The sequence below is a fragment of the Paenibacillus sp. YAE3 genome, from assembly GCF_057546105.1.
Genome location: NZ_BAAIYF010000002.1, coordinates 621,970 through 634,583 on the forward strand (window position 1 = coordinate 621,970; position 12,614 = coordinate 634,583).

The 12,614-nt window shown below is 54.7% G+C and carries 9 protein-coding genes; 2 read left to right on the forward strand and 7 right to left on the reverse strand.

Annotated elements, in window-relative coordinates:
- Positions 1-24 precede the first annotated feature (24 nt).
- A complete protein-coding gene (locus AC27KL_RS05845; RefSeq protein WP_487169114.1) occupies positions 25-1,038 on the forward strand; it encodes a FecCD family ABC transporter permease in 1,014 nt (337 codons plus the stop codon).
- Positions 1,035-2,090: a FecCD family ABC transporter permease gene (locus AC27KL_RS05850; protein WP_487169115.1), complete on the forward strand. Its 1,056-nt coding sequence runs from the start codon at positions 1,035-1,037 to the stop codon at positions 2,088-2,090. Before AC27KL_RS05845 ends, AC27KL_RS05850 begins: the two co-directional genes overlap by 4 nt.
- A gap of 141 nt (positions 2,091-2,231) precedes the next feature.
- Here AC27KL_RS05850 and AC27KL_RS05855 read toward each other — a convergent pair whose 3' ends face one another.
- The 7 genes from AC27KL_RS05855 to pflA form a co-directional block, all read right to left on the reverse strand.
- The gene (locus AC27KL_RS05855; protein WP_487169116.1) at positions 2,232-2,726 is read right to left on the reverse strand and encodes a hypothetical protein; all 495 of its coding nucleotides are present in this window, start codon (positions 2,724-2,726) and stop codon (positions 2,232-2,234) included.
- Positions 2,727-2,898: 172 nt separating this feature from the next.
- Positions 2,899-5,382: a stalk domain-containing protein gene (locus AC27KL_RS05860; protein ID WP_487169117.1), complete on the reverse strand. Its 2,484-nt coding sequence runs from the start codon at positions 5,380-5,382 to the stop codon at positions 2,899-2,901.
- A 305-nt stretch (positions 5,383-5,687) separates the two neighbouring features.
- The gene (gene nagZ / locus AC27KL_RS05865) at positions 5,688-7,304 is read right to left on the reverse strand and encodes a beta-N-acetylhexosaminidase (protein WP_487169118.1); all 1,617 of its coding nucleotides are present in this window, start codon (positions 7,302-7,304) and stop codon (positions 5,688-5,690) included.
- A 96-nt stretch (positions 7,305-7,400) separates the two neighbouring features.
- The gene (locus AC27KL_RS05870; protein ID WP_306433211.1) at positions 7,401-8,189 is read right to left on the reverse strand and encodes a response regulator transcription factor; all 789 of its coding nucleotides are present in this window, start codon (positions 8,187-8,189) and stop codon (positions 7,401-7,403) included.
- Positions 8,179-10,005: a cache domain-containing sensor histidine kinase gene (locus AC27KL_RS05875; RefSeq protein ID WP_487169119.1), complete on the reverse strand. Its 1,827-nt coding sequence runs from the start codon at positions 10,003-10,005 to the stop codon at positions 8,179-8,181. The genes AC27KL_RS05870 and AC27KL_RS05875 overlap by 11 nt, the downstream gene beginning before the upstream one ends.
- Positions 10,006-10,214: 209 nt before the next feature.
- On the reverse strand, positions 10,215-11,603 hold the full coding sequence (locus tag AC27KL_RS05880) for an extracellular solute-binding protein (RefSeq protein WP_339324228.1): 1,389 nt from the start codon (positions 11,601-11,603) through the stop codon (positions 10,215-10,217).
- Positions 11,604-11,812: 209 nt separating this feature from the next.
- Positions 11,813-12,550 (reverse strand): pyruvate formate-lyase-activating protein, encoded by a 738-nt coding sequence (gene pflA / locus AC27KL_RS05885; protein ID WP_339324227.1) that lies wholly within the window; start codon positions 12,548-12,550, stop codon positions 11,813-11,815.
- Positions 12,551-12,614: the final 64 nt, after the last annotated feature.

The following is a 12,614-nucleotide window of genomic DNA, read 5'->3' on the forward strand; positions in this document are numbered from 1 at the left end:
CCTGATAGGAATGAGGGATCAGCCTTGCAGACGGTTTGGCTGCAAAAAACTACATATAAATGGATCGGATTGATCGCTGGGATCATCCTCCTGCTGCTCTGCGTCGCGGCAAGCATCCTGTTCGGCGTCCATGCCACGGCTTGGCGTCAAGTATTGGAGGCATTCACGTCCTACAACGGAAGCACGGAGCATCTGATCGTGCGCGAAGTCCGGGTGCCCAGGGCGTTGATCGCGGCGTTTGTCGGAGGCAGCCTCGGCATTTGCGGGGTGCTGCTGCAATCCTTGACCAAAAACCCGCTGGCCGACTCGGGCATTTTCGGCATCAATGCGGGAGCTTCCCTGTTCGTGGTCGCTTCTTTCGTGCTTTTTGGGGTCAGCTCGCTCACTTCTTTTACTTGGATCGCCTTCATGGGCGCGGGCGTCAGCTGCCTGTTCGTTTTCGTGCTCGGCTCCGCCGGGCGGCAAGGGCTCACGCCGCTGAAAATTACGCTGGCCGGCGCGGCCATCACCGCGTTTTGCAGTTCCATGACCAACGGCATGCTCATCATTAGCGGGCGCGCGATGGAAGAGGTCCTCTTCTGGATGTCCGGATCGGTCGAAGGCAGAAGCCTGGATATATTGCTTCGCCTGCTTCCGTATATGCTTGCTGCATGGGTGGTTTCCATCCTGATCAGCTCGTCGGTCAACACGCTGATGCTGGGCGACGACGTCGCCAAAAGCCTTGGGCAAAAAACCGCGCTGCTCAAGCTTACGATGGGCGTGCTGATCGTTGTCCTGGCAGGCAGCTCCGTTGCCGTGGCCGGCCCGATCGGTTTTCTCGGTCTCGTCATCCCCCACATCGCGCGAACCGTCGTCGGCAAGGACATCCGCTGGCTGATTCCGTACAGCGCGGCGATGGGCGGCATCTTGTTGCTGCTCGCCGATATCGCGGCACGTTTCATCGCCATGCCTCGGGAAATTCCGATCGGCGTCATGACTGCCATCATCGGCGTTCCTTTCTTTATTCACGCTGCCAGAAAGGGGCTGTTAAAAAAATGAGCCGTTCCGATAAATCCAAAGAACCGATCGCCATTCGGATGAAGGGCAGCCGGATTTCCTTTCTGACCAGCCGAAAACAAATAACCGTCTTGAGCAGCCTCGCCGTTTTGCTATTGCTTGCCGTCATCGTAAGCATCGGCTTTGGCACGAAATACGTAAACCCTTGGGCCGTCGTGCAGGGCATTTTCGGACAAGGCAATGCTTTGGACGTCGTGGTCGTGCAGAAGCTGCGCCTGCCGCGGGTGTTGGTCGGAGCCATGGTCGGAGCATGCTTGGCCATGTCCGGCGCCATCACGCAAGGCTTGATCCGCAATCCGCTCGCTTCCCCGGACGTCATGGGGGTAACCAGCGGGGCTTCGCTTGCGGCAACGGCCATCATCACCCTGGTTCCTTCGGCAAGCATCTTTTGGCTGCCTCCGGCAGCCTTCATCGGAGCGACCTTGACGACCCTGCTCATTTATTTCCTGTCGTGGAAAAAAGGAGTCAATCCTTTGATGCTGGTGCTTGTCGGGGTCGGAATCGGGGCCGTCGCTTCGTCGCTGTCGACCATGCTTCTGGTGACCGGCCCGACTGACGTCGCGCAAAAAGCTTTTAACTGGCTGCTGGGCAGCGTATACGGCAGCTCCTGGAAGCACGTCAACATGCTGCTGCCGTGGTTTATCGTGTTGGGCCTGTTAAGCCTGGCGTTATCCCGACGCATCAACATGCTCCAGCTTGGCGACGATCTTGCGGCCGGAGCGGGGAGCAGCGTCGAAAAAGACCGGACGATGCTCATCTTTATTGCGGTTGGTTTGGCGGGGGCAGGCATTTCCGTCGGCGGGGCCATCGGCTTTGTTGCGCTGCTGTCGCCGCATATCGCCCGGAAGCTGATCGGATCTTCCTACGGCTCGCTGCTTCCGGCAAGCGCCTTATGCGGGGCCTTGATCGTCGTTCTCGCCGATTTGCTGGCCCGGAACCTTGTCCCCCCGCTCGACATTCCGGTCGGCGTTTTCACTTCGGCGGTGGGCGCTCCGTTTTTCATTTATTTGCTGTGGCGAAGCCGAAGCTCTTAAGGCTCAATCGCTTTCCGCCTTGAATGATCCGGCTACGATTTCTTAAAAAGCAACCTCTGTAAAAACGCAAAAAAAGCCTTCCCGTTTGGTGACGGGAAGGCTTTTTTAGTGAAATTTCAAAAATGACCTTGGGGATTTTATCTATTCAGCGGCGTGATGTTCGTATTGATATCCGGCAAGCAGCCATTCGTACATTTCCGGGGAAATGACCCTTTGTTTTTCTTGGCCGCGGCTGACGACGATTTCGTTTTCCGCCGGCGTGCAGGTCTTCATGCCGCTGCCGTCCGGATTCGTAACCGAAACGCAATCATACGCCGGCTCAACCGTCATCTTTTGATGATGTTCGGTCGTAAGCTCGGCAGCCATCGGGTAACCGTGCCGCCCATATTCCGTATGCCCCGGAACAGGTTCGGCAGCTTGAAGCCACCCCGTCATTCGAGCGATGATCGGGTCATCCTTCGTCCATATCGTTCCCCGCAGTTCGTCCCCGGGTTTTCCGCCCACCAGCTTAACGGATGCAACTTCTTCTCCCGGGATTTTCCGGTTCCCTGAGCCGTGTTCGTCGGCACGTACGGCCGCCGCCGTTAACAAAAAGGCAATGGCCAAAACGCCGGACATGACGATCAACCGTTTCATACGTATCCCCCCGTTCCTCTGATCCATATCGACGCTTAAATCGATCCTGCTTAGGTTAGGGGATACCCGATCCCCTTGATTACAAAAACTGCCTCTATATCATCGGATATAAAGGCAGTTTTCGGTTTCATCTTATATGATCGGATTTCGTTGAATTGACCAGCTATACGCCTTAAGGCGTTTTGACTTCAGGCAGCGGCGTAAACAGCAGGTTGATCGGCAGGTTGCTGCCCGAGGCAGCGGTATACCAAATTTCCACGTTTTCTTCGCCGTTACCCGTGCGGTACAATACGCTGGCTTCATGCGGCGCATTGACGGACACGTTTTTGGCAACCTGTACAGGCTGGCCGTTCACCAGCACCACGCCCGTGTACAAACCTCCGCGCGGGTTCAGCGTGATCAACGTATGCGGAGCTACCCGGCTTAACGTGATTTTATACAAGACGCCGAAGTTGCCCGCGTTCGAGGCTTCCGTTCCATAGATGCCATCCAGACCTCTCAGGTTTGGATCCTGATTGTCATCCCCGAGCACCAGACGAGACGGAGTATCGCCGACAACGTCGTCATACCGGATCAAACGGGTGGAGTCCGGATAGGTACCGCGGTTATGAACGTCCCGCTCCAGGTTCGTCAGAAACGGCAATGTTTTCAGCGGATCCTTGTTTTCGTCGATCATGATGAACGTGTACTGGATCGGAAGATCGCTGAATGCATCGGAAAGCACGGAAATGGTATCCCCTTGCTTCATTTTGATTTTGCTGATATCCGGCATGATGACCTTGCTTTCGCCCGGCGCCAGGCTGACGACCTGACGGGCCGATTGGTTTTGCATCGTTTGGAAATAACGCTCCGTCGAAACCTTGCCGGTCAACGTCGGATACGGGTTAGGACCGCCCATGCCAAAGTTCTCAAACGTCAATTGCGCAGGCGCATCCGTATAGGTGTTGGTCGCGATCACGTACAGCTTCATGTTTTTACCAGTCGAATTGACGTGGTGAATCATGAAACGGGTAGCGCCAAGGCCGGTTTCGCGATACAGGATTCCTTCCTGATATACGGTTTCCGGACTGTTGCTGCGGATCAGGGTCGACGCTTCCGAGGAAATCTGATACTGCAGGTTTTTCCATGACGGAACTTGGGAGCCGTCAAACGCAAATTTGTCCCCTACGTCCGTAAACAGCTTGTTGAACTGATCTTCGGTGTACAGCGTTTCGTTCGTAATGTTGATCGTTTTCTGGAATTCGCTGGTCGCGCCGTGTTTGTCGGTCACGATCAAGCGGATGGTCACCGGACCCGGCGTAAAAAACGCCTTGCGGCCGTTCAGCCACTCGCGGCTTACGATCGCATCCTCGTCATCGGTGCTCAGATCGGTGATCGTTACTTTTTCGCCCATCTTGTATTCTTCTTTATCGGTCGTAAAGTTGGCGACCGGCGGTTCGTTCGGCTTCAGGACGTTGACGGTAACCGTGTAAGGTTCGCTCCATTGTCCGCTCGAGTCTTGCACGTAGTGCGTAATCGTGTGTTGACCCGGCTCCTTGAATACGTCCTCCTTGCCTTCCCAACGCTCATCCACGATTTCCCGTCCGTCCGCAACTTTCGTTTGGGTCGTGTACGTCACCGTCGTTTCTCCCGCGAAAATATCCTTAGGCGATACGGTAAACGCGGCAACCGGCTTCGAGGACAACGTCAAAATGACTCTCTTATTCGGCTGATCGACCGTATACGGAATGTTCAGCGCTTGAGTAATGGAGGTCAACGGAACCATAAACACGTTTTTTTGCTGATAAGCCGGGCCTTTCATTTTCGTAGAAACGCCGTCAACGCGATACACGTTGCTGTTCGTTTTGAAGCGGAGTTCCTTCCCGTCTTTCATGATAATCGTTTCTTTTGTTTTGTTGTCGTATGTAAGCTTAAGTCCTGCACGCTCTACCATAGCCCGGATGGCCACGTAGGAAACCCCGTTTTTGACGGCCATCGGTTGGCCTGCAAGATACAGCTTTCCGTTCTGGTACATTTTGTTGCTGTTCATCATCAGAATCAGCTGGTCGGGACCTGCTTGCAGCGGATCGGAGAACGTTACCGGAGTTCCCCCGGATTTGCCTTGATCCGTTACGGTTCCGGTTTGGCCGTTCACGTCACCGGTCGATTTATCGTCACCCTGCTCTCCGGTCGGGTCCGAAGCATCCTTGCTTCCGTTCTGCGACGCCGGATCGGTTTGGGCATCCCCTGGTTGAACATTGCCTGTTTGGGAATCTTCCGTTTTGCCGGAGTTATCCGCCGGAGTTCCGTTCGTCGTGCCCGGCGTGCTCTGGCCGGTTGCCCCTTGGTTTGTTGTACCCTGGTTTGTTGTACCCTGGTTTGTTGTACCCTGGTTTGTTGTACCCTGGTTTGTTGTTCCTTCCGTTACTGCTTGATCTTTTCCTGCAACTTCGTTTTTCTGATCCCCGCTGAAGGAATTGCTTGCCATTCCTGCTGCTTGGCCGCCGTCCTGCTGGACGCCAGACGTGCCGTCAGCGCCGCTGGCTGCATTCATGGTGAAGTTTTGAACCGTTTCGATTGAACCTGTGCCCGCTCCTTCCGCGCCGGCGGCCGGAACGACAAGCGCCGTTTGCGCCGCAGCTAACACAGCAATCATTGTCAGTTTCTTGAAATTCATGTACAGAGACTCCTTTACACTCCCATTTTTCTATCTCGCCCTCAAACAGACATAGTATTAGACGCAGTTTCCGTTAAAAAGTTTCTAACCGTTTTCAAGCAAAATAAGAAAAATGTTTAACGGCTTAACTTTCAAATAGGACAAACCTCGTTTTATGGCCAATTTCCGGCAAAAATATCCTGCTCAACTTGTTAAAAACAATACAAGATGCAGGGTTCCCAAAAAACGAAACGGAAGATTCCCGCAATGAAGGAACCCTCCGTCCTCGAATCATGTCCATGACTGCTAAAGTATTGTCAGCTGCTTTAGTGAGCGCCCTGCAAATCCAGGCTGACCGGAAGTTTGCCTTCGGCTTTGCTTTTTCCCGCCAACACGGACGCCAGCGCTTCCATGAAATAAGGCGTGTTTTCGTAGCAGCACAGATAAGCCGGTATGGACGGAATTTCGTTCAGATCATACGGATTCCGGGTGGAAGCGGCCACCAGCTTGTCATGTTTCTGCTCCATCAGCTTCTCGGCCAGCAGGCGTTGCCCTTCGGGCAGCGCGCTTCCCGCCGTATACGTCACCAGAACCACCTGGCTGAAGCCCGCCGCGGCGGAAAGGGCCCGTTCGATCTCCTGCTCATCCGGCTCGGCGCTGACGACGATTTCCTGAACTTGCTCCAGATGGCTGGATAATGCGTCCCCAAGGCTGACGAACTCCGTCCATGGCTCGTCGACCTGCGTCTCGGACCGCAATTCGGGCCAAATGACCAATACCGGCGCTTCGGCTTGAAGCGGCAGCTGCCCGCGATCTTTGACGAGCGTTACGCTCTTCAGGGAAATTTCCTTTAAAAGACGGTCCACTTCGGGTTTTTCGTGTCTCTCGACAAATGCCGCCGGTGCAGGCGCATCCGAAGTTTTCAGGCCGGCCAGCCGTTTGTTTTTGAGCGCCAAAATGCGCGTCACGGCGGCGTCGATCGTTTTTTCGCTGATTCTTCCCGTCTGCACGGCATGTTTGACGGCTTCGATCGCTTCGATCTGATCGTTCAGCGTATGGCTGACGAGCACGACGTCCGCTCCGGCCTCGATCGCTTTGACCGCTCCTTCCCCGATGCCGAAAAATTTGGCGATCGCATGCATTTCCAGGCAATCGGTCACGATAATGCCGTCGTAGGCCAAATCCTCGCGCAACAGTCCGGTCAGCACCGATCTGGACAACGTGGCCGGGATCCGCTCCGGTTCGATGGCCGGGAAAATGACGTGGGCGGTCATGATCACGTCGACCCCGGCGCGGATTGCTTCGATGAACGGCTTCAGCTCAACCTGCTGCAAACGGTCCAAATCATGCTCAACCGTTGCCAGTCCCATATGGCTGTCGACGTTGGTGTCCCCGTGCCCCGGAAAATGCTTGGCGGCTGCGGACAGCCCCTTCTCCTGAAACGCCTTGATGACGGCCACCCCGTGTTCGGCGACCCGCTCCGGATCTTCCCCGAAGGACCGGACGCCGATGACCGGATTGCGGGCATTGTTGTTGACGTCGAGGCATGGGGCAAAGTTCATGTTGATGCCAAGCTGAAGCAGTTCCTCGGCGCTGACCCGCGATACCTCATAGCTGTAATCGGGATTGCCCGTGGCTCCCAGCGCCATGTTGCCGGGAATCCGGCTCACTCTCTTATGGTCGATCCGCGCCACCATGCCGCCTTCCTGATCGATGGCGATCCACAAGGGCAGGTTCCCTTGATCCGCGGAAAGCTTTTGCAGCGAAGCCGAGAGGTTCGCTACCTGCTCGGGGTCGCCGATATTCCGGCGAAAATAGATGACTCCCCCCAAATGATGCTCCTGAATCAGCTTCTTGATCTGGTCGTCCGGTACCAACGAGTGAAATCCGCAGATGAACATTTGGCCGATTTTTTGCTCCAGCGTCATTGTAGATAGATCCATTTTTCTCTGCACTCCCTTTTATTAACGTAAAAATAAGTTCCAACCAAACGCTTTAATGCTATCCTTGCTTTTCCAACATTTCTATCATAACGGAAATCAGCCCATGGGGATACTTCTGGCCTGGTCGCGGAATTCCGACGGCGTCATGCCGGTATGCCGCTGAAACACTTTCGTAAAATACCGCCGCTCATGGTAGCCGATGCCGGCGCCGATCTGCGTGATGCTTTTGTCGCTGTGGAGCAGCAAATATTTCGCGGCCTCGATGCGTTTTCCGGTAACGTATTCCACAAAGGTCATGCCCAGATGGTTTTTGAACAGGAGGCTGAAATAACTGCAGCTGATTCCCAAATGCCCGGCAAGCTCTTCGATCCCCAAATCCGTATCCAGCTTGCTTGCAATGTACGCCACGGCTTCGGCCATGAGCTGCTGCGGGTTTTTCCTCGCACTCTGCTGCCCTTCCGTCTCCTCGATGCGGGATACCGTCTGCTGGAAAGGGTCCTTCAACCGCTGCTGAACGATTTGCTCCCCGACGGCCCGGATGGTGTTTTCCAGCTCTTTGTAATGGATCGGCTTGCAGATGTAGTCGCGGACCTTGTATTTGATCCCGGCCCTGGCGTATTCGAACTCCTGGTAACCCGTAAGCAAAATGATCTCCGCTTTGGAGCCCCTCTCCCGGAGTTCCCCGATCAGGGTCAATCCGTCCATGACCGGCATGCGGATGTCGCATAAAATAATGTCCGGGTTGTGGATGTCGAACAGCTCCAAAGCTTCTTTGCCGCTGCGGGCGGCCAGCACCTGCATGTTCATTTCCTTCCATGGAATGATGCTTTTCAAATTGTTGAGGATCGGCGCCTCGTCATCGACAAGCATGACGTTAAGGATCATCTCTTTCCCTCCATTCGGCATCAGGCAAAACGCACTGAATGATCGTTCCCGTCAAAAGCGAGGAACAAATGAACAATCCGTAGTACTCCCCGTAATGAATCCGGATCCGGTCGGCCACGCTCCTTACGCCCAGCCCCCTCCGCTCTTCATTGATATGCCGATCCTGATCGCCGTTGCGGCCGGATTCCTCTTCCTTGTCGTTCTTCATATAAACGAATTTCCGAAGCTGCTCCGGGCTCATGCCGATGCCGTTGTCCTGTACCTGCAAAATGAAGCGGCCCCGGTCCGTCCAGCAGGAAACATGGATATGGCCTTTATAGGCAATGCCTTCGAAGCCGTGCTGGATGCAGTTTTCCACGAGGGGCTGAAGGGTGAGCTTAAGCACGCTGCGCCGGCTGAGTTCCGGCGGAATGTCCAGCTCGTAATCGAACAGGTCGTCGAACCGGAACTTCTGGATTTCCAAATAGCTCCGCAAATGCTCGATTTCCTGGTCGAGCGGAATTTCCTCCTTATCCTGAATGCTGATCCGCAAAATATTGCCCAGCCTGTGCACCATTTCGCTGACCTTGACGCCTTCGTTCTGGATCGCGAGCACGTTGATCGACTCCAGCGTGTTAAACAGGAAATGCGGCTTGATCTGGGCCTGCAGCACGCGCAGCTCGGCCTGCGTTTTCTGTTTTTGCTCGGTTTTGATCTGCTTGAACAGGCTGTTGATTTGGCCGACCAGATCATTGAAGCCTTTTGCCAAAATATGCAGCTCATCCTTGCCCCGGTCCTCGACCTGAACGTTGAAATCGCCGCCTTCGACTTTTCTCATGAAACGGACGATCACCCCGATGGAGCCGGTAATCCTTCTCATGAACACCATGTTGAACGTGATGGCTGCCAGAAGGCAAAGCAGCGTAATTCCGATGAACCACTGGGCAAACACGAGCGTTTCCTTGGAAAGCGACGCCCAGGACGTCACCGCGACCACGTTCCAGGAATAATCCTCCATATGGTAGATCGAAACGATGCTTTTTTCATCGTCGAAATCCGTTTTGAAGCTCTGGTACCCGGAGCCGAACCGGACCGTTTTTTTCATGACGGAGGAGATCGGCTTTCCTTCCAGCGTTTTGTTCGGGTCGTACAAAATCAGGCCGTCGTCGTTGACGAGCAGGAACTGGGTGGACTGCATGTTTTGCGTCGGCGACAAATTGCGGAAGATCGACTCGATGTCCCAGTTTTTGATTTGCACGACCAGAATGCCGATGTTTTTGAAATAACTCAGCTCTTTGACGAGGCGAATCTGCGTAAAAACGGGTTCGGTTCCGGTCAATTCCGGATACTCGTGCGGCGCGATCCATTTGGGCACCCCGTTCAGTTCCATCACTTCCCGGTACAAGGGCTGCTTTTTGAAATCCTCGAAAGGCATGGTCTTGAAGTTTTCCTTGGTGAACACGGATACGACGGCGCCGTGCAAATTGTACAGAAAAGCGTAGCTGATCGCGGGATGGTTGTACAGCAGGTTGCGGAAATTCCGCTGGCTGTTGTTCAGGCTGAGCTGCTCCTCGTTCAAATCCTGTTTGGACGGGTCTTTGGCGGCCAGCGCCATATGGAAAACGGAGGTGGCGATGCCGTTGTCCGTCACGTTGTCCATCTGCCGCAGCACCGTGCCGATGCTGTAGCTGATCGATTTGAGCGAATATTCGGTTTGGCGGCTGTATTTTTCCTCGATCGAATGCGACGACACGATATACGTGACGACGCCCAGTATACATACGGGCACGATGATCAACACGATAAATGCCGTAAACAACTTGTTGCGCAAATTCATGGACACTCTTCCATTTCTCAAGATTTTGCAAAATCCGGTTGTAGGCGTGCCCTGAAACGACGGTTTTTCAGCGAAAAAGCATTCCTCCATGCTTCGGGCAAAGGATATGCAAGCCGGATTTTGCAAAAATCGGCAGTCTGTAACTTGATCGCTGCGGCATGGGCATGCCGCTCACAACGCCGGTGCCGGCAAAACGCAAAAACGGTCCTTTATCTGGCGGATTCCGCCGCCTGATTGGCGTCATCCTGCACCTTTTGCAGCGCTTCGGCCATTTTCTCCGGCGTCGTTTGGCCGCTGATCAGCTTCTGGATTTGCACGTTGCTGATTTCCGAGGTGACGTCGGCTTGAACGAGGGCATCGAAGGCAGGGAACTTCGTATCCGCTTTTTCGATCACCTCAACGATCTCCTTCATCAGATTGTCGTTGATGCTTGAAGCCAGCACGGCCGCATCCAGCTTCATCGCCGGCAGCACGCCGTCTTCGACGAGCCCGCGGATTTGCATGTCTTCGTTGAACATGTTTTTGATGAAGGACTTCACGGCGGCGATTTTGCGGGGATCCTTGGCGACGGCGGCCGAAAAGCCGTAACCGTTGTTGAAATTCAGCATCAGCGCGGTTTGGTCCCCGACGCCGCCCTCCACCGGAGGCATATTAAAAAATCCCACCTTCCCGAACATCGCGGCCCCCGATTCCCCCTGCTTGAACACGGACGATTTCCAGGTGCCGTCGTACATCAGAATCGCTTGGCCGCTCGTAAACTGGGCCGTATATTCGGGATACTCCAAACCAAGCTCGCCTTCGGTAAAGTAACCTTTGTCCTTCCATTCCTTATGCTTGGCGAATGCCTTCACCACGTTCGGGTCGGTCCACTTGGCTTCTCCGGTGGCAAACTTCTGGGTGATGTCCGGGCCGGCGTAACGGGACCATAGATGATTGGTGATCATCAGCGGAATCCAGCCGGCTTTGGACGCGGCAGCGATCGGGGTTTTGCCGTCCCGTTTGATCTCGGCCAGCATGCGTTCCAGCTCCGCGAACGTGGCCGGCGGTTTCCAGCCTTTTTTTTGGAAATAGGCCTTGTTGTAATAAAAACCTTCGCCCGATCCGCCGATGGGCAGGCCGTACACCCTTCCCTCGTACGTAAAGGCGTCCAGCGAAGAAAATTTGTCCTTGATGCCCAATTCTTCGATGATGGGCGTCAAATCCAGCAGCTTTCCCTGTTTGGCGTACATGGCTGAATCGGGGCTGCCGAACAGGTCGAAAATATCGGGAGGATTGCCTGCCGCCATCTCGCCGCGAAGTTTTTCCTTGCGGTTCACGTCGGAATCGACGCCGTCCAGCCTGAAGGTCAGCCCATCGACTTCGGCCTCCACCTTTTTGACCACGTCGTTCAGGATGGCAAACCGTTTCTCTTTGTCTTTGCCGACCTGGGTGTGACGGAGCGTCAGATCGAAGGGTTCGGCCTTTTTTTCGGTTTTGGCCCCCTTGCCGTTGGATGCGTTTTCATTCGCGGGCGAGCTTCCGTTCTCGCAGGCCGTCAACACGAATGAAGCGGCGAAGCACAGCGATATCAAAAGAATCAAGCTTCTCTTGACCTTCATCGTTGATCCCCCTTAAATCTCTCAATTCTCATTATAAGAATGAGTATACATCAAGGTTAGTGCAACAATCTGCTATTTTGGGGATAAAAATCTCTACTGGGCTTGAAATTTCGCAAAAATGCCCCTCTCCTAGAAGTCCTTGCCCCCGGCAGAAATCGAACAAAGAGCCCTTTTCTTTTGCAGAAAAGAGCTCTTCAGGTCCGGCCCGGTTAACCGGTTCCGGTTTGCTTGCGCCCCGCTTCGATCAAGCGGTAGGCCCGCTCGACCTCATCGTCGGTAGGGCTCGGGACGCCTTGCAAAGGATAAGTTTTGCCAAGCGCCTCCCATTTGTAGACGCCCATCTGGTGGTAAGGAAGGATTTCGAATTTTTCGACGCCGCGGAGCGTGCCGATGAAACGGCCGAGCCGGAGCAAATCCTCCTCGTCGTCGTGGATGCCGGGAACGTATACATGCCTGATCCACATGCTGCGCCCGTGCTCCGACAGCCACTTCGCCGTCTGCAGCGTTCGTTCGTTGGATTTGCCCGTCAGCTGGATATGCTTGGCGTCATCGATATGCTTGATGTCCAGCAACACCAGGTCCGTGACGTCCAGCAGCCGGCGGATTCGCTCCGCTTCGTTAAATCCGTTGCTGTCCAGCGCGGTGTGCAGGTTCCAGCGTTTTTTCGCTTCCTGAAACAGTTCCGCCACAAAATGCGACTGCAGCGTAGGTTCGCCGCCGGAAACCGTGAGTCCGCCGCCGGATGCCCGGTAATACGGCAAATACGGCTCGATTTCGGACAACGCTTCTTCCACCGTCATTTCTTTGCCGCCGTCCAGCGCCCACGTATCCGGGTTATGGCAATACTGGCATTTCAGCAGGCAGCCTTGCATGAAAAGAACAAAGCGGATGCCCGGCCCGTCGACGGTTCCGAAGGTTTCCATGGAGTGGATATGTCCCTTGATCATTGAAGTCACCCTTTCCGCATCCGCTATCGGTTCCGGCAGGCCGGGAGCCCGCCTGTTTTCCCGT